Below are 23,852 nucleotides of genomic sequence, written 5' to 3' on the forward strand. Positions count from 1 at the left end.
TCAAAGAATCATTTGTTTGATTTCTTCTATATTATCAATATCTGCGACTGTCTTGTCTGTCCGCCAACGTGCTATTCGTGGAAATCGTAATGCTACGCCTGATTTATGCCGGTTGCTAAAAGCAATGCCCTCGAAAGCTATTTCAAACACCAGTTCGGGTCTAACGGTTCGTACAGGGCCAAACTTTTCGGTAGCGTTTTTGTTGACAAAACGACTGACCTCTTTAATCTCCTTGTCTGTTAGCCCAGAATAGGCCTTCGCAATGGGGACTAAATTCGTGCCGTCTTTGACAGCGAATGTGTAATCCGTGTAATAGGCACTCCGCCGCCCACTTCCCTTTTGAGCGTAGATTAAAACCGCGTCAATCGTCAACGGATCAATTTTCCATTTCCACCAATCGCCTTTCTTGCGTCCGGTATGATAGGGTGATGCCTTGTGCTTTAGCATGATGCCTTCACTATTGATGGCACGGGCGTTTTCCCGGATTGGCGTTAACGCGTCCCAATGATCAATAGTAATAACAGTGGACAGCTGTAAATGGGGCGATGGATTAAGAAAGAATAATTCTGTTAACTTTTGTCTTCTTTCCAACATGCCTTTGTGTCGCCAGTCTTCACCTTCCCATTCAACGAGATCATAGGCATATACTTGAATGGGATATTCTTCCAATAACTTTTTACTGACGGTTTTCCGGTTTAATCGCTTTTGTAATGCCGAAAAATTCATTACTGTCTGTTCTTTGACGACTAGGATTTCGCCATCGATGACAAAATTTCCGTGCCACTGTTGCAAACTATCTCTTATTTCCGGAAACTGATCGGTAACTAGTTCCTCACCACGTGACCATATGAACACTTCCTCGTTTCGTTTGATAAACTGTCCGCGGATACCATCCCACTTATATTCGATTTGCCAATCTTTTACATTACCAAGTTCATTCAATTCTTTCTCCAAGGGGTAGGCCAGACAAAAAGGGTAGGGTTTAGAAAGTTGTGTATCCGTATAATGGCCCTTTATGAGATCATCGAAGGCCACCTCGCCCATTTTCCAGTCGCCCATGACGCTGTGTGCTACCGCACTCGCGTCCATTTGATAATGTTTTGCTAAAGCATTGATAAGCGTTTTGGAGGAAACTCCAAGTCGGAAACTGCCGCCTAATAGTTTGTTGAAAATAAAACGCTCGGTGGTGGGAAGGTTATTCCAAGCTTGCAGAACATATTCTTTTTTCTCAGCTTCGGTACCGTCCTTCAGCGCAATAATCATAGTCATCCATTCCGTTAACGATCGATCTATATACTGGACTGATGGTGGTAAAACCAAGGCGATTGTTTCGCCTAAATCGCCTACAGACGCATAGGATTCTTGGAATAACCATTCAGGAATTCCAGCAGCTTCGATGGCCCATTGTTTCATCAATACGGTGTTGATACTGCGCTTCGGACGTTTTCCCGTAAAGAGGGCAAGAAACCATAGTTTATCGTCGTTGTCGGCTTCGTGAAGAAAACGGTCTATCGCTTCCAATTTTAAATTGGTTTTGTTGGTGCTATCCAAGGCATTAATTAAAGTGGCAAAGGCTCTCATAATTTTCGTGCTTCTGTTTCTTCAACTTCTTCCTCCTCATTTCCAAACGCTGTTTTAACCTCTTCTGCTAATATCCCGATCTCATTTAGATACTTGGTAAATACGGCTGTTTGTCCATGTGTTATATACACCTTTTCGGCTTCTGTCGTCTTTATAGCGTCCAAAAGCCCTTGCCAATCTGCATGATCGCTTATGGCAAAACCTGCATCGGCACTTCGCCAACGACGGGATCCTCGTACTTGCATCCATCCGGAGCAAATAGCATTTGCCATATGGGGTATTTTATTGATCACCTTAGAATCGGCTAAGGCGGGTGGAACGATAACGATATTCTTATCTGCATGTTTTATATCTTCCTGAAGATTGACAATATTGTAGGTAGGTAATTCAACACCAACACTTTCGTAGGCTTCATTGAGTTTGCCGATGGAATAGTGTACGTATAAAGGAGAGACTCCTGCGAGGGCTTTCATAATACGTTGGGCTTTGCCTAACGAATAGCCAATAAAAACAGATGTTTTGCCGTTTGCTTGGTTCTGTAATACCCAATCTTGCATTTGTTGATTTTGTTGATCCACCGATAACCAATTATAGATCGGGAGTCCGAAAGTGCTTTCGGATACAAATTCATGGCATTTAATGGGCTCGAAAGGAGTGGATAAACCATCGTTTTGAATTTTGTAGTCTCCCGAAACAACACATACTTTTCCTTTATATTCCATTCTGATTTGAGCGGATCCTACTATATGCCCTGCGGGATGCAACGATACTTTGACACCATTGATAAAAATCGGTTCGGTATACGAAACGCCCTGTACAGCAATATCATTCCCGATACGACTTTTCAATATGGGGACCGTGAAGTGGTGGCATAGGTACTTTCTCATACCCCAGCGCGCGTGATCCGCATGACCGTGCGTCACCACCGCAAAATCCACCGGCAGCCATGGGTCGATGTAAAAATTGCCCGGTACACAATAAATGCCCGCCTGTCTGAATTGTAGCATATTAATAAATAACCATTTTCTTCTCGTTATGTTTTAGCTAAAAAAATTAGTATTTTTGTTTCATTATGCTGCGGATTGAAGAAAAACTAAAGATATTGGCGGATGCTGCCAAATATGACGTGAGTTGTAGTTCTAGTGGGAGTACCAGGAAGAATAACGGGGGAATCGGCGATGCTTCGGCATCAGGCATCTGTCATACCTATACTGAAGACGGCCGATGTGTTTCATTGCTCAAGATTCTATTGACTAATCATTGTATCTATGATTGCGCTTTCTGTGTGAGCCGAAAAAGCAATGATGTGAAACGGGCTGCGTTTACTGTGGAGGAAGTCGTAGATCTCACGATGAATTTTTATAGACGAAATTATATTGAAGGGCTTTTTTTAAGTTCTGGTATCTTCAAAGATGCGGACTTTACCATGGAGCGCATGTTGCGTATTGTGAAAAAGCTCCGACAGGAAGAGCGATACAACGGTTATATTCATTTCAAAACGATCCCCGGTGCAAGTGAAGAGCTGGTGAAGGAAGCAGGGTTATATGTGGATCGGATGAGTATCAACCTGGAATTACCAACCGAAGCAGGGCTTAAATTAGTAGCCCCTGAGAAAGATCATGAGTCGGTAAGGAAACCGTTGGCGTACGTAAATGACCAGATCGAATCTTATAAGGGAGAGAAAAAACTTATAAAGCATACGCCGACTTTCGTACCTGCTGGCCAAAGTACACAAATGGTAATCGGCGCAACGCCTGAAAACGACTTTGAAATCATGCAAGTCGCCGATGACTTCTATAGGAACTATAAGCTGAAGCGGGTGTATTACAGTGGTTATATCCCTATAAATAATGGAAATTCTTTGTTACCTCAAATTGGCTCGATACCACCTTTGGTTCGCGAGAACCGTCTGTACCAAACGGACTGGTTATTGCGGTTTTATGGCTTTCGGCTCAATGAAATCTTAAACCCCCAACACACGCATCTAGATCTGGATATAGACCCTAAGTTAAGTTGGGCATTACGTAATCCTGAATTCTTCCCGGTTGACATAAACACAGCTAACTTTAACGCTATTATTCGCATACCGGGAATCGGTAAGCAATCGGCGCTAAAGATTGTACAGGCGCGGAAGTTTGGCAGATTGCATGCCTATCAGCTTCAAAAAATGGGTATCGCTTATAATCGGGCAAAGTACTTTTTGCATTGTGCAGATTCTCCTTTTATCTTGGGACATCCCAGTATGGAGTATGTTCGAGCGGCCATTTTAAATGAGGGAAACAGGAAGAGTCGACAACAGGATTCTGCCGGACAATTAGCGTTATTTTGATATGTATTATTTGTTTGATGGAACGTATCTAGGTTTTTTGTCCTGTGTATTTGAAAGCTTTGAGAGAAAGGAATTTAATGTTATTCCGCTAATGCAGAAAGATTATCGAATAGCTCTATTTGCGGAGACGAGGACAATTGTGACAGATAGCCGGAAAGCGTTACGAGTTCAGAATGGGTTACAGGAGCGTGTTGGAAAAGCAGGAACGATGGATTTTTATAGAGCATTTCTTTCGGAAGATAGGAAAGCTTGGCTGGCTTCTTTTTTTATTCTACGCCAAACCTTTGGCGGTCGGACAGATGTACGGCAAGATTATGGCAACGCCCATGTGCTGTACTTTTCGCAGACCTTAAAGAAGGTAAGTCGCGAACGACATCGAATGAAAGCATTTATCCGTTTTAGCAAAAGCTCCGACGGGTTGTTCTTTGCTTTGGTAGAGCCGGATTTTAATGTATTGCCCTTAATTTCTGATTTTTTCCGTGAGCGGTATGCTGATATGCCTTGGCTTATTTATGACGTAAAGCGAAAATATGGTCTACTGTTCGATATGCGACAAGTGGGCGAGGTACAGCTTAGTCTGGAAGAAACAAAAAATACGACGATACCAACAGTTGTTACCACGATGGACGAACGTGATGAACTTTTCCAGCACCTCTGGAAACAATATTATACCAGCACCAATATCGAAGCACGTAAAAATATGAAGTTACATCTACAACATGTGCCAAGAAGATACTGGAAATACCTTGTAGAGAAGAAATAGCAGCTGGCCTATACTCGGGAATACTATTGCGCATGAGAGGGTACTTTGACTTCATCTCCGATGATGAGGTTGTTAAATACGATGTTTTCGGCGTTGGTGAAGCTGATAGCGGTTTTAGCTGTGTCAATCTGGATATTGGAGAAATGTATGTCGCTTACTTTTTTCGTTGGGTAGCCTTGAATTACTAAAGCTGCATTGCGGACTTTATTACAGCGTAGGCTGTCGACAAAGATATTCCGTATATCCGTTTCATACCCCGATCCCTCGCCGTGGTAATAGGATGTAATAAAAAAACCATCCTCTACCTCATCGAATTCCACGTTATTTACATAGATGTCTCGGATAAAACCGCCCCGATCAGGATTTGATTTTAGATAGATGCCACGTTTGCAATAGCCTCCGAAGGTACAATTTTCTACAAAGACATTTTGTACCCCGGCCGACATCTCACTTCCAATAACGACACCGTGTAGACCTTTAAACCGACAATTACGGATGATAATGTTTTCCGAAGTAATTCCAGTTTTTCTACCTTCATGATCTCGGCCGGCTTTAATAGCAACGTTGTCGTCCGCATTATTAAAATCAATGTCTTCGATTAAGATATTCTTCGAATACTCTGGGTCGAATCCATCGTTGTTTTTATTAAAAGCATCAAACTTTACCCTTCTGGCTGTAACATTTTCCGACTTTAGTATGTGAACACACCAAAATGGAGAGTTGGACAAGGTAACATCTTCTATCAAGATATTTTTACACTCGAAAAACTGCACTAAATGAGGTCGTAAATAGTGCCCCTCTCCAAATACGCGTTCTTCTATTGGTGTATCTTCGTGATTCATTTTTCGACTTCGTGTCTGACTTGGCTTTTGTTTTGCGTGCCAAGTACTGAACGTGTCTTTAGAGTTTCCATCAATTACACCTTCACCGATAATCGCGACATTATCAGCTTGGTAGGCGTAAATAAAGGGACTGTAGTTATACAGAAATGTTCCTTCCCAGCTAGTCAATACGGCGGGTAAATAGTGCTCTGGATTTGAACCAAAAACTAATTTAGCTCCTTTTTGTAGGTCGAGTGTGACATTGCTGATTAAGTGGATAGGGCCATTTATCAAATATATACCGGGCGGAACGATAATTCTTCCTCCACCTAGCGCTTTGCATTTTTCCAGCGCTTTATCAAAAGCAGGTTTATTATCCGTCAATGAATCGCCTAAAGCTCCAAAATGTTGTAAATCAATCAAATTGGCGGACAAAGAAGGAGGGGTGATGAGGCTTAGAATTTGATCCCGCTTTTGTATCCTTGATGGGTTTTCTGTTGCGTTGTTACTACAGGAAGAAAAAATCAATAAGATTATTGCGAGATAAGAGAGATTTTTGAACATCGACATTTTATTTAATTGAAACTGCAAGGCCAAAAATAACATTTTGTTTGGTTTTATAGACAAACGGTATAAGGAGTTAAAATTTGTGTCGTTGATTGTACATCGTATTGATGAAAAATATTACCCCTCCTAAAAATAGGATTGCACCGGTAATAACGATAACCGGGCCAACTGGATCATTAAGAAAAATCCACGCCAATCGCATGCACATACCACCGATAAGGATAGCGGCGCCGGCTAAGATCAGTTTTTTATTTCTTTTTATAGGATGTCCGTGTCGTTTCATGTTATAATAGAACAATGTAGACGTTAAAATGTTGCGAGATTAACGTTCAGCACAGATGCGGTTCATGAAGGTTTTTTAAACTTTTAGGAAGTCAGGTCGTTTATTACGTGTAGACATTTAGCTTATGATAAGGAATAAAGAAAATGTGTTTAAATCCCACTTTACGATTTTGAAAAATACGGTGTTGGGGTTTACAGGAGAAGATAGTTTAAAGTACAGTGCTTCATTAGCTTATTATACCGTTTTTTCACTAGGACCTATCTTGGTATTAATGATTTCGCTTGCCGGAATTTTCTTAGGCGAAGAAGCTATACAGGGAAAAGTTTTTGAAGAGCTACGCGGGTTTGTGGGAACAAGTGCAGCTAGCCAAATTCAAGAAGTTATTAGGAATCTGTCTCTTTCCGGGAAATCCAATGTAGCTTTGACTATTAGTGCGGTAACGTTGTTAGTGGGCGCAACAACGGTCTTTGGTGATATCCAGAACTCCATTAACAAAATTTGGCATGTACGTCCGAAGGTAAAAAAGGGGTGGCTAAAATTACTTAAAGATAGATTACTATCTTCTTCATTAGTTATTGGGCTTGGCTTTTTGCTGGTAGTAACGTTAATAATCAATGGCGCTATTTTAGCTTTCACGGATCATTTGAAGCAGTATTTTCCCGATGTCACTGTTTTCTTGTTTAATGCTATCAATTTTTTTCTATCTTTTTGTGTCATCTTTATTTTGTTCGCCGTGATTTTTAAGGTTTTACCTGATGTCAATATACAATGGCGTACGGTAAGATCGGGAGCACTTTTTACGGCGCTTCTTTTTGTGGTCGGGCGTTTCTTGATTGGTATTTATATCGAAAGTTCGGACACGGAATCGACGTATGGTGCAGCCAGTTCAATCGTATTGATCTTATTATGGGTCTATTATACGGCAGCCATCTTATATCTAGGCGCGATCTATACGCGGGAGTATGCTACTTACAAAGGAGTGCCGATAGAACCCTCCGAATTTGCAGTACATATAGAGGTGAAAGAAATGGAGCGGGAGGTGAAAGAGATTCCGCCGGCGCCATTAACCGCAGAGGAAAAGACTATAGAAGTAAAGAAGTAATCAAGGGCTATTAAAAAACCAATCGCGGCGTCGGTTGTTTGTTATGTATAGAAAAAATCATATTGTTATGCAAGACCCAAGAAAAGATCAATCTGAAAAGGACGAGGATAAAAATCTACCGGGATATCCACATTATCCAGAAAATGAAGACATCTTTGAACAAGAAGAGCGCATTTTGAGTGACAGGGTAGAGCAAGAGGAGAGGGGACGTGAACCCTTGCTCGATGAAGGATTGGATGTGCCCGGGTCTGAATTAGATGACGCGCAAGAAGAAGTAGGTTCAGAAGATGAGGAAAACAACTATTATAGCCTGGGTGGGGATAATCACGAAGATCTAGACCGGAGCGAAGATTTTTAAATATCTTTAATTTGTCATTTGTTTAGTTTGTTTCGATGCGAAGTCCAAGAAGCGGACATTTTTTATAAAAAATTTTTACCTTTGCAGCATCAATTCAAGCTATGAGTGACGCAATAAAACATGAGTGCGGGATAGCACTCGTTCGATTACTAAAACCCCTGTCTTATTATCAAGAAAAATATGGTACGCCCTATTATGGCATCAACAAAATGTATCTTCTCATGGAGAAGCAACATAATCGAGGTCAAGATGGAGCGGGCATCGCCACTATTAAATTTGATGTGCAGCCAGGCCATCGTTATATTTCCCGGTATCGCGCGATGGGTTCATCTGCCGTGGCGGATATTTTTGAATACATACAAAAGAAATTCGCGGCAGTGAATAAGGCGTATCCAGCAGAGTCTAAAGATACGAACTGGCTTAAACAACATGTGAGTTTTACGGGAGAAGTGCTTTTAGGGCATTTGCGTTATGGGACCCATGGTAAGAATAGTATCGAAAGTTGTCACCCTTTCCTTCGACAGAATAATTGGATGAGCCGTAATTTGGTGGTTGCCGGAAACTTCAATATGACGAATGTTGATGAACTGCTGCAGCAGCTATATGAGTTGGGCCAGCATCCGAAAGAACAAGCAGACACCGTTACGGTATTGGAAAAGATCGGACACTTTTTAGATGATGAAAATCAGGAATTGTTTGATAAATTTAAAGAAGACGGATATTCCAATATTGAAATAAGTGCGTTAATCGCCAAAAATATTGACGTTGCTAAAATATTAACACGTTCCGCGAAGACGTGGGATGGTGGGTATACTATTGCTGGAATTTTTGGTCATGGTGATGCTTTCGTGATGCGTGATCCGGCAGGGATACGCCCCGCTTTCTATTATCAGGACGACGAGGTTCTCGTAGTCGCTTCAGAACGTCCAGTCATCCAGACGGCTTTCAATGTACCATTGGAAGCGGTTAAAGAAATTAAGCCAGGGTACGCCTTGATTGCTAAAAAGGATGGAACAATTACGGAAGAGATGTTTCGCCAGCCAGCAGTACAAAAATCTTGTTCTTTTGAGCGTATTTACTTCTCGCGAGGTTCGGATGCCGATATTTACAAGGAACGTAAGGAATTAGGTCGTTTATTGTGCCCCCAAGTCTTGGAAGCTGTAAACAATGACATCAAGAATACGGTGTTTTCGTTTATTCCAAATACAGCGGAAGTATCGTATTATGGCGTAATGGAAGGTATAAATACGTACGTACGTGACTACCAGAAAGATGTGCTGTTGAATCGTGCTGATAAGATTTCAGATCAGGAGCTTGAAGAGATGATTAACATTACGCCGCGTTTCGAGAAGCTGAATGTTAAAGATGCCAAGCTGCGAACGTTTATTACACAGGACGCTGATCGTACGGATATGGTACAACACGTTTATGATACGACCTATGGTATCGTTAAGGACGATGTTGATACGATAGTCGCTATAGATGATTCTATTGTGCGTGGAACCACGCTTAAACAAAGTATCCTGACGATATTGGACCGATTGCATCCGAAGAAAATCGTTATTGTTTCCTCTGCACCACAAATTCGTTATCCGGATTGCTATGGGATAGATATGTCGAGGATGGGTGAGTTTGTGGCATTTGAGGCGGCGATTAATTTGTTGAAAAGTGGAGGAATGGCACATGTGGTGGATGAAGTGTATCAAAAATGCCTCGCTTCTTTAATGATGCCGAAAGATCAAGTAGAGAACTATGTTAAAGCTATTTATGAGCCTTTCACAGATGATGAGATCTCTGCGGAAATTGCGCGTATTATCCGTCCACATCATTTAAAAGCAGAATTGGAAGTTGTCTATCAGACATTAGATAATCTACATAGCGCCTGTCCAAATCATTTAGGCGACTGGTACTTTTCAGGTAATTACCCGACACCAGGGGGGAATAAAGTAGTTAACAGAGCTTTTATGAATTGGGTCGAAGGTAAAAATGTAAGGGCTTATTTTAGCAGCTAGTGCTTATTTATTTGCTTTTTTATTTTTTAAGCTTTACTTTATTTTATATCTTTGCAACTCATTAAAATATTAACAAATTATATTAATAACAATGTACGCAATAGTAAATATAGCAGGACAGCAATTTAAGGTTGCAAAAGACCAGTATCTTTTTGTGCACCGCTTACAAGGAGATGAAGGCGCTAGTATTGAATTTGACAATGTATTGTTAGCAGAAGATGCTGGTAAATTCACGGTAGGTGCGCCTACTATCGAAGGAGCAAAAGTTTCAGCTACGATTTTGTCTCATTTAAAAGGTGATAAAGTGGTCGTTTTCAAAAAGAAACGTCGTAAAGGCTACAAAAAGAAAAATGGTCATCGTCAACAATTTACCAAAATCCAGATCACAGGAATTAGCCTGTAAAGCGAAATAAGAATTTTTAATCTGACTTTACGTCATAAATTAAGATAAAACATGGCACACAAAAAAGGTGCGGGTAGTTCCAAGAACGGCCGTGAGTCACACAGTAAGAGATTAGGCGTTAAAATTTTTGGTGGACAACAAGCTATCGCAGGTAACATCATCGTTCGTCAGCGTGGAACGAAACATAACCCTGATAAAAATGTAGGAATGGGTAAAGATCATACATTGCATGCATTGATTGATGGGACTGTTGTTTTCCGCAAAAAAGCAGACAATAAATCTTATGTATCCGTAGTTCCTGCGGAACAAGCAAACTAAGTTTTGTTAGTTATACTAGAGGAATTCGAAAGCCGTTGAGTATAGACTCGGCGGCTTTTTTCGTTTTTTAATTTTTTCCCTAAAGGACTAAAAAAATAGAGGCGCAATGTTCATTGTGCCTCTATTTTTATGTAAAAAAGTAAAAATTATCGTGTGATTAGATAATCAACATCGCGTCACCGTACGAATAAAATCTGTATTTTTCTTTCACGGCCACTTCATATGCATTCATGACGTTCTCATATCCTCCAAAAGCCGCGATCATTACCAAAAGTGTTGACTCCGGCGTATGAAAGTTTGTAATCATCGAGTTGGCTATGCTAAAATCGTAAGGTGGGTAGATAAATTTACTTGTCCAGTCGTTTGCCGGTTTCAGATGTTTATCTGCAGATACCGAAGATTCAATCGCCCGCATGGAGGTTGTTCCAACGGAGCAGATACGTCTCTTGTCGTCGATACCTTTGTTTACGGTACGAGCAGCTTCTTCACTAATAATAAACTGCTCCGAGTCCATTTTGTGTTTAGTGAGGTCTTCCACTTCCACCGTACGAAAAGTTCCCAGTCCGACGTGCAGCGTCACCTCCGCAAATTCGACGCCTTTTAATTCCAGTCGCTTCATCAACTCGCGCGAGAAATGGAGTCCAGCCGTCGGTGCTGCGACTGCTCCCTCATTTTTAGCATATATCGTTTGATAACGGAATTTGTCCTCTGGTGTCGCTTTGCGTTTTATGTATTTTGGCAGAGGTGTTTCTCCTAAAATTTCGATATTACGACGAAACTCCTCATCAGTACCCTCAAAAAGAAAACGGATTGTCCGACCGCGGGAAGTGGTGTTGTCTACGACTTCTGCCACCAATAGATCTTCTTCTCCAAAATATAGCTTGTTACCAACGCGGATTTTACGCGCTGGATCCACCAGCACATCCCACAAGCGTAGTTCTTTGTTTAATTCCCTTAGTAAAAATACTTCAATAGTTGCGCCGGTTTTTTCTTTATTCCCATACATACGAGCAGGAAATACCTTGGTATTGTTCAAAATCATGACGTCCTTGTCATCAAAATAATCCAGTACGTCTTTGAAAATTTTGTGTTCTATTTTTCCTGAATCACGATGCAAAACCATTAGGCGTGATTCGTCACGCTGTTCCGACGGTTCACTTGCCAACAATGATTCTGGTAAATTGAATTTAAATTGTGATAATTTCATCTAACTATTTTTTTCATCTGTTTATGAGAACGCAATTACACCTCGGCGCATTATTTTTGCTTCGATATATTTCGTTCTATTGAAACCTTAGCCATTCAGCACGACGTAGGCTTCAAAAATGCTTACAAAGTTAAGCATAATTAAGTGAAAAAAAGCATTTTCGCCAGCTATAACTTTTTAACAAAAAAAATTTTTACTTTTATCATCATATATGTTTTTGGTCGTCACTCTTATCAAAGAAAGCTTTCTGTTCGCGCTATCTGCATTGCGTGATAACCGGACACGTACACTCCTATCTTTATTGGGAGTTACGATTGGGATTATGACAATTATCGGTGTATTTTCTGCGGTCGATACCTTGCGAAATAACCTAGAGGAATCTGTTCGCAAAATGGGGAGCCGTACTTTATATGTAGAAAAGTGGCCATGGGGAGGTGGCGGAGAATACCCTTGGTGGAAATATGTTAATCGTCCAGAACCGAAATATGCCGACTTTGAATCGGTCAAAAACAGGATGACTACGGCAGAAGAAGTCGCGTATTCTATTAATATCTCTAATTCTACGGCTAAATACGGGAATAACTCCGCCTCTAGTATCAATGTAACTGCTGTCACGCATGAAATGTATTCGATCAGAAACCTTGAGGTCGTGGATGGACGCTATTTTACAGAGCAAGAGTCGCGCGCTGGGAGCCACAGCGTTATCTTAGGGGCTACTATAGCGGAAGGACTGTTCCCAAACACAACTCCGATTGGTAAGTATATTACTTTGCTAGGTCGAAAAATGCAGGTAATCGGTGTCTTAAAAAGAGAGGGATCGGGTGTGCTTATAAATGTATCTAATGATGAGGTGGCGTATATACCATTCACCTTGGCTCGTAATTTAGTGAACTACGAACATTATGGCCCCAGTATCGCCATTGAGGTAAAGCGGCAATACGCTTTAGAGGAAGCTGAAAGTGAGCTAATTGGAATTATGCGATCTGCACGTCGCTTACCACCTCAGCGTGAAGATAATTTTTCGGTTAATCAAACAACCCTTATTACAGCACAGCTTGATCAGATGTTTGGTATTATTAACCTTGCCGGTCTTTTCATTGGCATTTTTTCTATCCTTGTCGGGGGCTTCGGGATCGCAAATATCATGTTTGTAAGCGTAAAAGAGCGTACCAATCTTATTGGTATACAGAAAGCGCTGGGCGCGAAACAATTTTTTATTCTATCTCAATTTTTGATCGAGAGCATTTTACTGTGCCTAATAGGCGGAGGAATTGGACTGTTAATTGTCTATGGCCTTGCGGCGCTGGTCGGTGCACTGGCCGGCGTTACCATCGTGGTTAGCGTGAAGATGGTTGTTCTGACCACTGTATTGTCCACACTTATTGGTTTGATCGCAGGTATCGTGCCAGCTATTCAGGCTGCAAAGCTGGATCCCGTAGAAGCCATTCGCAGTAAATAGTCCAACATAGAAAAGAAAATCCTCGTCATGTCTCGACGGGGATTTTTTTGTTTCTTTTTTTTCTAAAAATTATTGTACTTTAATAGCAATGTAAATCAAATATAAAATTTAACGAATAGACAAGACTATGGCTGAGTCCCAAAAAAAAGGAGATATTGTTACGGACATTTTAGAAGGCGAAACCTTAGATAATATCCATCATGTCAACAATCCCGTGCTTGATGTGCCTACAGTAGAAAAAAAATACCTAAACAAGGTTCTTTCGTATATTAAGCAGGGAAACGCACTAATCTTTACAGATGGGAAAGCCAGTGTAGAGGTAAGGGTTTTTTCTGATGAAATCATCAGAGTACGTTTGGCGCCGAGAAGCTCGTTTCTTGATGACTTCTCTTATGCTATTAAGCAAGGCCTCGATATTCACCCCACTTCTTTCTCGATTTTGGAGATAGACGATGCTTTCCTCGTACGAACCAACGCCGTGGTTTGTCGAATACAAAAAGAGAATTTTCTTGTGTCGTTCGAAGATCTTAACGGGAAAATATTGAACGCCGATCAGAAACCCATGCATTGGGAAGAGAACCCGGACTTTGGAGGATACTATGTGTATTGTACGAAACTCGCTTCCCATGACGAAGCGTTTTTTGGTTTAGGCGATAAATCGGCGAATTTGAACTTACGAGGAAAAAGGTTTCAGAACTGGAATTCCGACACCTATGGTTTCGGTTTTAATCAAGACCCATTATATAAAACTATTCCATTTTACATAGGTGTAACAGGTGGTGACGCTTATGGTATTTTTTTCGACAATACATTTAGAACGTATTTCGACTTTGCTGCCGAACAAAGCGACCAAACAAGTTACTGGTCAGAGGGGGGAGAATTGCAATACTACTACATCCATGGCCCGCAGATGATGGATGTGGTTAAACGCTATCACGAACTGACAGGTACACACTATATGCCACCGCTGTGGGCAATCGGGTACCATCAATGCCGATGGAGTTATTATCCTGAAGCCAACGTGCGGGACGTAGCCAGCCAATTCCGTGAACGACAGATACCATGTGATGCCATTTATCTAGATATCGATTATATGGATGGTTATCGTTGTTTTACCTGGAATAAACGTTATTTTCCAGACCCACGGAAAATGATTTCAGATTTAGCTGCTGACGGATTTAAAACCGTGGTGATGATCGACCCCGGTATTAAGGTAGATGAAGATTACTGGGTATTTAATCAAGGGAAGGAAAATAAATATTTTTGTCGTCGTGGAGATGATTATTTTATGGAAGGGTATGTGTGGCCAGGCCGCTGTCAGTTTCCAGATTACACTAATCCCAAAGTAAGAGAGTGGTGGGGCACATTGTATCGTGACTTGGTAGAAGATGGTGTTGCGGGTGTTTGGAACGACATGAATGAACCCGCTGTTTTTGGTCGTGGAACATTTCCTGACGACGTACGGCATTATTATGAAGGCTTTAGGGGGTCTCACCGTAAGGCGCATAATATATATGGGATGCAGATGGTACGCTCCACTTATGATGGCCTAAAAAAACTTCAAAAAAATAGGCGTCCATTTACGATCACACGTGCCGCTTATGCTGGAACACAACGCTATTCGTCTGTATGGACAGGAGACAATGTAGCAACTTGGGAACATCTAAAGATTGGCGTCCTTCAGTTGCAACGCTTATCCGTGTCGGGTCTTTCGTTTTGTGGTACTGATATTGGTGGGTTTACCGGAGAGCCGGATGGTGAACTTTATACCCGTTGGATGCAATTCGGTGTTTTTTCTCCGTTTATGCGCGTCCATTCAGCCGGAGATACACGCGATCGGGAGCCCTGGAGCTTTGGTCCAGAATGGGAAGCCATCTGTAAAAAGTTCATTGAGCTTCGTTACAGATTGTTGCCTTATATCTATACAGTCTTCTGGAGACAGCATAAGTATAGGGAGCCGATTTTGCGACCTATTTCATTACTGGAACAGCACAAACCGGAAAATCTGCAACGGGAAGAGGAGTTTGCTTTTGGACATAATATCCTTGTTTCGCCTGTCATTCAACCGGGGCAACGATCGAAGGAGGTATACTTACCAGAAGGTAGCTGGTATTATTACTTCGACAATACTGTGCGGGAGGGTGGACAAGTATATAACGTTGAAACGCCATTGGACGAAATGCCCATCTTTATTCGTGGAGGAAGCGTAATTCCTGAATTTCCAGTGATGCAATACACGATGGAAAAGAACATCGACGCGCTGAAACTGAATATCTACTGGGGGCAAGGACGGCATGAATCCCATGTTTATACTGACCATGGGGAAACCTTTGCCTACGAACAAAATGTGTACAACGAAAAATATTTTATTGTTGAAGGAGAACAAAATAGCTTTACTATTGTACAACATTTAGAGGGATTGTATCACGAACGTTTCGATAGTTATAAGATTTACGTTGTCGGGCTTCCGTTTGATGTGCACCATATCGAAGTAGATGGGGATGTGTTGAATATGTTGGTAGATGAAGAAGGCAAACACTACATCTCGGTTGAAAAAGAATTTAGACGGTTAACGATTTCATAAAAATAAACAACTTGGATTATGGGGCAGGCAGTAGAGGTATATTCGTTATTCACGGACTTCGACATTAGTTTATTCTGTGCAGGCAAGCATTTTAGGCTGTATGAAAAATTAGGGTCACATACGGTGACGCATAATGGCAAAGAGGGCGTCCACTTTGCCGTCTGGGCCCCTAACGCGGCATCAGTTTCCATCATAGGTAATTTTAATGGATGGAACCCACATAGTCATCGATTGTTTGTACGATGGGATAGTAGCGGTATTTGGGAGGGTTTCGTTGAAGGACTACGATTAGGAGAGGTGTATAAGTATCACATCCATTCGAACACAGGGGAACATTTGGAGAAAGCAGATCCATTCGCATTGGCGAGCGAACAGCCACCTCACACCGCTTCTGTCGTAGGAACAACCTGGTATCAGTGGAACGACCAAACATGGATGCGGCAAAGGCAAATGTATAATGCGCTTGACAAGCCCTTTGCCGTATATGAAATGCATATAGGGTCCTGGTTACGCGACCTGTCCGATCCCGGGCGTTTTTTGACCTACCGCGAGGTAGCGGGTAAATTGGTTCCTTATCTTAGGGAAATGGGATTTACGCACGTGGAATTTATGCCTGTAATGGAACATCCTTTTTATCCTTCCTGGGGATACCAAATTACAGGTTATTTTGCAGCTTCGTCCCGTTATGGTAGTCCGCAAGATTTGATGTACCTTATCGAAAGCCTACATAAAAATAATATCGGTGTTATCCTGGATTGGGTACCATCCCATTTCCCGGGAGATGCCCATGGCTTGTACAAGTTTGATGGCTCTCACCTCTTCGAACATGAGGATCCGCGCAAGGGCTTCCATCCCGACTGGAAATCGTATATCTTTAATTATGGAAGAAATGAAGTCCGTTCTTTCTTAATTTCGAATGCTTTCTTCTGGTTGGATAGATACCATATAGATGGTTTGCGGGTAGATGCCGTAGCGTCCATGCTCTACTTGGACTATTCCCGCGATGAGGGGGAATGGATACCGAACGAACATGGCGGACGTGAAAACTTGGAATCTGTACATTTTTTAAAAGAATTAAATGAGGCAGTATACGCTCAGTTTCCTGATGTCCAAACCATCGCAGAGGAATCCACATCGTGGTCAGGCGTGAGCAGGCCTACATTTGACGGAGGTTTGGGGTTCGGTATGAAATGGATGATGGGCTGGATGCACGATACGTTAAACTACTTCAAGGAAGACCCGATTAATCGTGGATATCACCATGATAAGATAACCTTCGGGACGGTATATAGCTTCCATGAAAATTTTATGCTGCCTTTATCGCACGATGAGGTGGTACACGGCAAGAAGTCTCTTATTTATAAGATGCCGGGCGATGAGTGGCAGAAGTTTGCCAACTTGCGCACGCTGTATCTCTATATGTATACTTTCGTGGGGACGAAACTGTTGTTTATGGGGGGAGAATTCGGCCAAACCTCTGAATGGAACGTCAATCAATCTCTCGACTGGCACCTTACGCAATTTGAACCGCATCGCGGTATACAAGAATTTGTAAAAGACCTCAACATATTATACCGGACGCAGCCCGCTTTATATGAACGAGCGTTTATTCCCGACGGTTTTCAATGGATAGAACTTGGTGACCATGAAAATAGTGTATTTGTCTTTATACGCCGTGGGGGGACACCGTCCGATGATTTGCTAGTTGTACTTAATCTAACACCTATGGTGAGGGATTATCGCGTTGGTGTCCCTACAGCAGGCTTGTGGGAAGTGATTCTCAATTCGGATGATGTGTCTTATTATGGAAGTGGGATACCTCAGGGGGCGGCTCTTTCGGAGGAAATGGAGTGGATGGGCTGCGCAGATTCCATAACACTTAAATTACCTCCGCTTGGCGGATTAATCCTTAAACAAGTTTAGTATGCAAGTAATACATTTAAGTGTCGAGTGTTTTCCGTTGGCAAAAGTAGGCGGGTTGGCAGATGTGGTAGGCGCATTGCCACGATATCAGCGTAAACTCGGTATCGATGCGTGGGTGGTATGTCCATATTACGATAGGCCCTATACACGTAACAACGACTTTTTATCAATTGCCAAAGGTTCTTTTTTTCAGGGATCGGAAGAGCTGCATTATGAGGTAATGAAGGAAGCCGAGGACAGTTTAGGCTTCCCTCTTTACCTAATTCGTATCGCCGGTAAATTGGATAGACCGGAAGTATATTGCTATCCTGACGAGGCGGAGCAATGGATAGCTTTTCAACATGCATGTTTAGATTGGTTCAAACAGGGTGGGATTAAACCCGATGTTATTAACTGCCACGATCATCATGTAGGGTTAATCCCTTTCTTGACAAAGTATGCCGATGATTTTAAGCAATTTGGAAGCGTGAAGACTGTATTCACCGTGCATAACGGGCAATACCAGGGCTGGATGAACTGGAGCAATAGCATCCTATTACCCGCATTTGATACGTGGAAATGGGGACTATTAGATTGGGACGGGCTTATCAATCCATTGGCGGCAGCTATAAAATGTTGTGATGCTTTTACGACCGTTAGTGAGGGGTACCTCCAAGAATTGTACACGCAAGCAAATGGATTGGAAGGCTTATTCTTTTCTGAAGCAGCAAAAGGTTATGGTATTGTCAATGGTATCGATGACGTTTATTGGAATCCAGTAGCGGATAAACTGATACCATTTAACTACGATATTGAGTCCAACAAAAAAGGGAAGGCAAAAAATAAGAAAGCGTTTTGTGAAAAATTTGACCTGGATGAAGCGTTGCCTTTACTGGCGTATATCGGACGTTTTGCCGTCGAGAAAGGAGCAGATTTATTGCCGGAAATTGTCGTAAATATTTTTTCGCATACTGAAAATAAAATAAGTATATTTATACTAGGTTCAGGCGATACCCAGATTCAAGCTAGTTTACAAGCTTTATTGGCGGCACATCCGGGGCGTTTTGCGACGTTCTTTGGCTATAATGAAACACTAGCACATGAGGTATATGCTGCCGCAGACATGATTTTGATGCCGTCGCGTATAGAGCCTTGTGGACTAAACCAATTGTACGCGATGAAATATGGTACTATTCCGATTGTTCGGGGAATAGGAGGACTAAAGGACACTGTGAGAGATGTAAGTGAGAAGAATGGTTATGGTTTTGTGTTCCCGGACGCTACTTCTGAAGAAGCTGTTTCCGCCGTTGGACGCGCCTTAGATTATATCGGGCAGCGAGGGAAAATGCAAAGAGTCCGAAGAAAAGAGATGGAGTTGGATTTTTCCTGGGATAAGTCCGCTCAACAGTATATCAGTTTGTATAACCAGTTATAAATTTAATGGTATGGCACATAAAGTAGTATCGATTGTATTGGGGGGGGGACGCGGAACACGCCTTTTCCCATTGACAGAACAGCGCTCCAAGCCAGCAGTTCCGATTGCGGGCAAATATCGTTTGGTCGACATTCCTATTTCCAACTGCCTGAATTCGGGATATAACAAGATTTTCGTCTTGACACAGTACAATTCTGCCTCGTTGAATCAACACATCAAGAATTCTTACAATTTCAGTATCTTTAGTAAGGGCTTTGTGGACATACTTGCAGCCGAACAGACATTGGAGGGAGACCGATGGTTTGAAGGTACAGCGGACGCCGTCCGACGCACACAGAAAAATTTGGTCAATGTGGATTATGATTATGTACTAATTTTGTCTGGAGACCAACTTTACCAAATGGATTATTCGTCGTTGATTGATTTTCACGTGGAGAACGGTGGTGATGTCACCATAGCCACTATTCCCGTGAATGGTAGAGATGCAACAGGCTTTGGTATCTTAAAGGCAAACGAAATCAACGAGATTACGTCTTTTACAGAAAAGCCGGATAGCGAAGAGGTATTAAACTGGGGATCTGAAGTTTCGGAAGAGATGCAACATCAAGGTCGACTGTATTTAGCGTCGATGGGAATTTACGTATTCTCTAAGGGTGTGTTGCGGAAGATGCTCACTGAAAACCCGGGAATGGATTTTGGGAAAGAGCTTATTCCTGATGCCATCGAGAGCCAAAAGGTGTTGAGTTATCAGTTTGACGGATATTGGACAGATATTGGAACAATTCGTTCGTTTTTCGATGCGAATATTGGTTTGACCGATGACGTCCCGGATTTCAACCTCTTTAATGAGACCGTTTTTACGCGCGCCCGTATGCTGCCACCCTCTAAAATTTCGGGTACGACGTTGAACAATACGATCGTAGCCGACGGTTGTATCTTAAATGGAGATAAATTGGAACGCTCCGTCATCGGTGTCCGCTCACGAATTGGAAAAGGAACAGTCATCAAATCAACCTATATGATGGGAGGAGATCATTATGAAAATCTTGAAGAAGTCATTACGCTGAGCAATACACAGCAACCGCCCCCGATAGGTGTAGGCGAGCGATGTTATATAGAAAATGCAATCCTCGATAAAAACTGCCGAATCGGAAATGACGTCCGCATAAAAGGTGGGATACATCTACCTGATGGTGATTTTTCAACGCATACAATACGTGACGGCATCGTAGTTATTAAACGAGATGCGGTAATTCCAAACGGAGCAACAATCGGCTGTTAAATCCTTACAATCTCAATTCACATTTGAAGAGCTTTCCAAATACTTGGAGAGCTTTTTTCAGATAGATGTAGTAGTATTCTATATTTATTCCGTCCTTTGTCGAAAAAATGGCAATTGTTTATCGGTAATGATATACGTTATGCTGTTTCGGAATCAATAATTTAGAAGACGGAGATCAGTGGACAGAAATAAGATTATCAAACAACATTATTGGAAGCTTTCGATTGTTTCAATTGGAATAGCGCTGGTTTGTAGTTTATTGGCATACACGTTGAAACATAGTACTGAATGGTTAGAAGTATCGGTGTTTGAATGGATTTCTGATACAAACACATGGTTTTTTCTGTTATTTCCGAGTGTCGGTATTACAGCTATCTATTTTTTACGGAAATGGTTGTTCCACAACCGTAAGAATAAGGGGCTAACGGAAATTTTCAAGACGCTGGACGATAGAAAAGATCATCTTCCATTATTTAAGATTCCCTCTCACTATATCAATGGCTTCTTGACGGTTGTTTTTGGTGGCTCAACCGGCGTGGAAGTATCTACGGTGGTAGCTACTGCATCTATTGGTAATGCGGTTTATGAAAAAGGAGGCGTCGCCAAGATGTACAAACGTGAACTGATTTGTGCAGGGGTAACGGCAGGCGTCGCGGTGTTATTCGGCAATCCACTTGCCGGTTGGCTCTTTGCTATGGAAGTCGTCGCTAGAAAATTCAATAAGACACTTTTTTTGGCATCTACCGCCGCCGCAATTACCTCGGGTATATTTGTTTATTTTTTTGATAATCGTCCATTTTTTAGCTATGCCGTGCAGGATTGGTATACTAGTGCATTACCTTTTTTTATTCTTTTGAGTTTGTTGTGTGGGCTGCTGTCCATTTATTTCACGTTGTTGGTTACGCGTATTAAACTATTTTTCTCGCAGATCAATAACAATTTTATACGCGTTAATCTCGGCGCACTGATTGTTGGAGGGCTAATTTTTTGTTTCCCGTTGTTGTATGGCGATAGCTATCACGGACTGAAAGGGGTTGTCGATACCGCGATAACAGGAGGACAACTGTCTTTAGGCATACTTTTTTTAGTTGTTATTCTGAAGCCTTTGGCAGCTTCTTTGACTCTAGGGGCAGGCGGAGACGGGGGAGTTTTTGCACCGAGTATCGTCGCAGGTGCATTATTGGGGCTGGGGTTTGCGGTATGTTGCAATACGTTCTTTGATACTAACCTTATTCTTATCAATTTTATATTAGCAGGCGCGGCAGCGACATTGTCGGCTTCTATCTATGCTCCCTTTACGGCTCTCTTTTTGGCCTGTGGGTTGGCCGCTAATGGGTTTGAATTGTTTTTACCTATCTTGATTGCTTGTTTCGTGGCAAAGTATACGGCACAGAAGATATTGCCCTATAACGCCTATACATATGATGGTTTTTTAGCCAAACGGAGGGTGACGGAGATGGCTGACTGATTCATACTCGTTTTTGGGCTTATATTTTATATTAATATAAGATTATCTTAATACCTTGTTCATATAAAAATATTTCCTTCGTATCGAAAAAAGATATATTTTTGGTCACAGATAAGCCGACCATTTTCAAACTGATATGTTATAATGTACAGGTCTCTTGAGGATAAACTTTTGTTGTCTTTCGTTCAAAGAGGTGAAGCGGAAGCCTTCCGAGAGCTTTATGGACGCTATTGGGAAAATCTGTACGTGCAAGCCAAGGCTATGACTTCTTGCGATGATACTGCGAAGGATATCGTACAAGAAATATTTGTGGAGCTTTGGGACAAAAGAGAAAATTTAAATATTCAACTGTCTTTAAAAGCGTATTTATACAAGGTGATACGGAATAAGGTGTTAAACACCTATGTGCATAATAAAGTTCACGATAAATATATCCTTTCTCTTGCTCAGTATTTTGAAGCGGGTGAAAATCAAACTGATTATTTATTGCGGGAGAATTTGGTCCGCGAACGGATTACCGAAGAAATAGCTGCTTTACCGGGTAAGATGCGGCAAATTTTTGAGATGAGCCGAAATGAGCATAAAACCTATAAAGAAATTGCTGAGGAACTTAATATCTCCGACAAAACGGTGAAGAAGCAGGTCAGCAACGCGTTGAAAATACTCAAGTCTAAGCTGGAGGTTGTCTTCTATTATGTTCTTTTCGTTGCATTAACTTTCTTCTTTTAAACTATTTTCATTTTTTTTCTACTACACAGACGGGGGGAATCTTGTCTATTAGTCGTAAAGGATATAAATCCGTATGACAGAGAAAGAAATTCACGCATTACTAGAGAAGTATATTACCGGCGAATGTTCGCAGGAAGAAATGGATTTTTTGGAGCGTTGGTACGCTAATGAGCTACAAAAGAGAATTTCTGAAAGCAATCAAGAAGACCTTCGCACGGTAAAAGACGATCTATGGAAACGGATTGTTGATGAAAGACCCCAAATTGCAAAACGTAGAATTGCATGGCGTATCTGGGCGAGCGCGGCTGCGGTTCTGCTGATCGGCTTTTTTGTGATATACCAAAGTCGACAGACACCGTTTAGCGGTGAAGTTTCAGAAGAAAAAATTGTGAATCGTACACAAAATGTTTTGCCCGGCGGAAATAAAGCTATATTAACCACGGGAGACGGAAAGCAAATTGTCTTGACTGACGAGGCCGACGGTGTAATCGAAGAAGGAGAGGGCTTTATCATCCGAAAACAGGAAGATGGTTTGGTATCTTTTGAAATAACAGATCATAAAAGCAACGCGACGCTGATTAATAATACGATCGAAACACCAAAAGGAGGGATTTACCAAGTCGTGCTGCCCGACGGTTCGAAAGCTTGGTTAAATAGCGCCTCATCTATATCGTTTCCTGTCAATTTCTCCGCAGTAGAACGAAAGGTGTCTATAAAAGGAGAAGTTTATTTTGAAATACAGCACGACCCAACAAGACCGTTCCGCGTCGACGCGCCACAACAGCAGGTCGAAGTATTGGGGACAAAATTCAATATCAATGCGTATGAAGACGAACGATATGTACGGACCTCCCTTGTCGAGGGGAGTGTAAAAGTGAAAGGTGCGACGCAAGAATACTTGTTGAAACCAGGTTTTGAACTAAGTACTACCAAAAGTGGTCGCGATAAGATAGGAAAAGCGGATATAAAAGCTATTATGGCATGGAAAGAGGGTGTTTTTCGATTCGATAGAGTGGAACTGGAGGTGCTGATGCGTCAATTGGCAAGGTGGTATGATGTGGATGTCGTTTATCAAGGAGCGTACGCGAAGGACGAATTTGTAGGAGAAATAAAGCGGAACGAAGATATTCGGAAGGTGCTGAGTGTACTGCGATACGGGAATATCGATCTATCGCTTGAGGGTAGAAAATTAATGGTTGGACAAAAAACTAAAATTATGGGAGATAAATAAATAGAAAAACGGTAGTGC

At 41.8% G+C, this 23,852-nt stretch carries 20 protein-coding genes; 15 read left to right on the forward strand and 5 right to left on the reverse strand.

Annotated features, from left to right (window positions below):
* Both C5745_RS14675 and C5745_RS14680 read right to left on the reverse strand, forming a co-directional pair.
* Complete coding sequence (locus tag C5745_RS14675) at positions 1-1,581, reverse strand: ATP-dependent DNA ligase (RefSeq protein ID WP_105717757.1); 1,581 nt, start codon at positions 1,579-1,581, stop codon at positions 1-3.
* Positions 1,578-2,588, reverse strand: coding sequence for a ligase-associated DNA damage response exonuclease (locus tag C5745_RS14680; protein ID WP_207795816.1), 1,011 nt, complete (start codon positions 2,586-2,588; stop codon positions 1,578-1,580). Before C5745_RS14680 ends, C5745_RS14675 begins: the two co-directional genes overlap by 4 nt.
* 65 nt (positions 2,589-2,653) lie before the next feature.
* Between C5745_RS14680 and C5745_RS14685 the strand changes: the two genes are divergently transcribed.
* Both C5745_RS14685 and C5745_RS14690 read left to right on the forward strand, forming a co-directional pair.
* Positions 2,654-3,910, forward strand: a complete 1,257-nt coding sequence (locus C5745_RS14685) for a putative DNA modification/repair radical SAM protein (protein ID WP_394342076.1) — start codon at positions 2,654-2,656, stop codon at positions 3,908-3,910.
* 1 nt (position 3,911) lies between these two features.
* Positions 3,912-4,673, forward strand: coding sequence for a TIGR03915 family putative DNA repair protein (locus C5745_RS14690; RefSeq protein WP_105717760.1), 762 nt, complete (start codon positions 3,912-3,914; stop codon positions 4,671-4,673).
* A 23-nt stretch (positions 4,674-4,696) separates the two neighbouring features.
* Here the strand turns inward: C5745_RS14690 and C5745_RS14695 are convergent, their stop codons facing one another.
* On the reverse strand, positions 4,697-6,058 hold the full coding sequence (locus C5745_RS14695) for a glycoside hydrolase family 28 protein (protein WP_243403361.1): 1,362 nt from the start codon (positions 6,056-6,058) through the stop codon (positions 4,697-4,699).
* 76 nt (positions 6,059-6,134) lie between these two features.
* Positions 6,135-6,344 (reverse strand): hypothetical protein, encoded by a 210-nt coding sequence (locus tag C5745_RS14700; protein WP_105717761.1) that lies wholly within the window; start codon positions 6,342-6,344, stop codon positions 6,135-6,137.
* Positions 6,345-6,468: 124 nt separating this feature from the next.
* On the opposite strand from C5745_RS14700, the gene C5745_RS14705 reads away from it, so the two are divergent.
* From C5745_RS14705 to rpmA, 5 genes are all read left to right on the forward strand, one after another.
* Positions 6,469-7,446, forward strand: coding sequence for a YihY/virulence factor BrkB family protein (locus C5745_RS14705; RefSeq protein WP_105717762.1), 978 nt, complete (start codon positions 6,469-6,471; stop codon positions 7,444-7,446).
* A gap of 67 nt (positions 7,447-7,513) precedes the next feature.
* Complete coding sequence (locus C5745_RS14710; RefSeq protein ID WP_105717806.1) at positions 7,514-7,804, forward strand: hypothetical protein; 291 nt, start codon at positions 7,514-7,516, stop codon at positions 7,802-7,804.
* Between the two features lie 101 nt (positions 7,805-7,905).
* Entirely contained in the window at positions 7,906-9,816 is a 1,911-nt protein-coding gene (locus C5745_RS14715) for an amidophosphoribosyltransferase (protein ID WP_105717763.1), read from the forward strand.
* Between the two features lie 91 nt (positions 9,817-9,907).
* Positions 9,908-10,219 carry a 50S ribosomal protein L21 gene (gene rplU / locus C5745_RS14720; RefSeq protein WP_105717764.1) on the forward strand — a complete coding sequence of 104 codons (312 nt, stop codon included), beginning with the start codon at positions 9,908-9,910 and terminating at the stop codon, positions 10,217-10,219.
* Between the two features lie 51 nt (positions 10,220-10,270).
* Positions 10,271-10,537: a 50S ribosomal protein L27 gene (gene rpmA, locus C5745_RS14725; protein ID WP_105717765.1), complete on the forward strand. Its 267-nt coding sequence runs from the start codon at positions 10,271-10,273 to the stop codon at positions 10,535-10,537.
* Positions 10,538-10,694: 157 nt separating this feature from the next.
* Here rpmA and queA read toward each other — a convergent pair whose 3' ends face one another.
* Positions 10,695-11,744 carry a tRNA preQ1(34) S-adenosylmethionine ribosyltransferase-isomerase QueA gene (gene queA, locus C5745_RS14730; protein ID WP_105717766.1) on the reverse strand — a complete coding sequence of 350 codons (1,050 nt, stop codon included), beginning with the start codon at positions 11,742-11,744 and terminating at the stop codon, positions 10,695-10,697.
* A gap of 211 nt (positions 11,745-11,955) precedes the next feature.
* Here queA and C5745_RS14735 point away from each other — a divergent pair, with 211 nt between their 5' ends.
* The 8 genes from C5745_RS14735 (at position 11,956) to C5745_RS14770 (ending at position 23,834) form a co-directional block, all read left to right on the forward strand.
* Positions 11,956-13,203: an ABC transporter permease gene (locus tag C5745_RS14735; RefSeq protein ID WP_105717767.1), complete on the forward strand. Its 1,248-nt coding sequence runs from the start codon at positions 11,956-11,958 to the stop codon at positions 13,201-13,203.
* Between the two features lie 127 nt (positions 13,204-13,330).
* Positions 13,331-15,787 carry a glycoside hydrolase family 31 protein gene (locus C5745_RS14740; RefSeq protein ID WP_105717768.1) on the forward strand — a complete coding sequence of 819 codons (2,457 nt, stop codon included), beginning with the start codon at positions 13,331-13,333 and terminating at the stop codon, positions 15,785-15,787.
* A gap of 18 nt (positions 15,788-15,805) precedes the next feature.
* Entirely contained in the window at positions 15,806-17,710 is a 1,905-nt protein-coding gene (gene glgB / locus C5745_RS14745) for a 1,4-alpha-glucan branching protein GlgB (protein WP_105717769.1), read from the forward strand.
* Position 17,711: 1 nt separating this feature from the next.
* Complete coding sequence (locus C5745_RS14750) at positions 17,712-19,124, forward strand: glycogen synthase (RefSeq protein ID WP_105717770.1); 1,413 nt, start codon at positions 17,712-17,714, stop codon at positions 19,122-19,124.
* Positions 19,125-19,134: 10 nt separating this feature from the next.
* On the forward strand, positions 19,135-20,406 hold the full coding sequence (locus tag C5745_RS14755) for a glucose-1-phosphate adenylyltransferase (protein ID WP_105717771.1): 1,272 nt from the start codon (positions 19,135-19,137) through the stop codon (positions 20,404-20,406).
* A gap of 178 nt (positions 20,407-20,584) precedes the next feature.
* The gene (locus C5745_RS14760; RefSeq protein ID WP_105717772.1) at positions 20,585-21,874 is read left to right on the forward strand and encodes a chloride channel protein; all 1,290 of its coding nucleotides are present in this window, start codon (positions 20,585-20,587) and stop codon (positions 21,872-21,874) included.
* A 144-nt stretch (positions 21,875-22,018) separates the two neighbouring features.
* Entirely contained in the window at positions 22,019-22,603 is a 585-nt protein-coding gene (locus tag C5745_RS14765; protein WP_105717773.1) for an RNA polymerase sigma factor, read from the forward strand.
* A 73-nt stretch (positions 22,604-22,676) separates the two neighbouring features.
* Positions 22,677-23,834 (forward strand): FecR family protein, encoded by a 1,158-nt coding sequence (locus tag C5745_RS14770; protein ID WP_105717774.1) that lies wholly within the window; start codon positions 22,677-22,679, stop codon positions 23,832-23,834.
* The last annotated feature ends 18 nt before the right edge of the window (positions 23,835-23,852 follow it).

The organism is Sphingobacterium haloxyli (assembly GCF_002980525.1).
Lineage (GTDB): Bacteria > Bacteroidota > Bacteroidia > Sphingobacteriales > Sphingobacteriaceae > Sphingobacterium > Sphingobacterium haloxyli.